Origin of the sequence: Paraburkholderia sp. SIMBA_030, from assembly GCF_046535245.1 — a bacterium.
In the GTDB taxonomy this organism is placed as follows: Bacteria; Pseudomonadota; Gammaproteobacteria; order Burkholderiales; family Burkholderiaceae; genus Paraburkholderia.
The window spans coordinates 1-327 of record NZ_JAWRXB010000208.1 but is presented as its reverse complement, the minus strand read 5'-3'; the positions used below and the strand labels follow the sequence as shown (position 1 = coordinate 327).

Genomic DNA, 327 nt, shown 5'->3' with positions numbered 1-327 from the left:
GTACTGGGCCGCGATTCCGCAGGCCGCCTGCACCAGGCTGTCAAAACCACGGCGTCCGTCCCATGGGCCACCACGGCCCCAGGCGCTCAATGTCGCAACCACGGTTCCGTGGTTCCGGGACATCAGGGAGTCCGGGTCCAATCCGAAACGCTGCAATGCGCCATCGCGATATCCGCTCACCACGACGTCGGCAGAGGCCGCAAGTGCCTGCACCCGTTCCACAACGCGATCGTCGCGGAAGTCAGCCACCGTGCTGCGCTTGTTGAATCCTGAATCAATGAACGCATCAGGCAGTTCAGGGATGGAGGGGGGATCGATGCGGAGGAC

1 protein-coding gene is annotated in these 327 nt (G+C 63.6%); it reads right to left on the bottom strand.

Annotated elements, in window-relative coordinates; genetic code table 11:
* Positions 1-327, bottom strand: a 327-nt coding sequence (locus SB772_RS39700) for a CoA transferase (RefSeq protein WP_410838480.1), incomplete at both ends; no start/stop codon positions are given.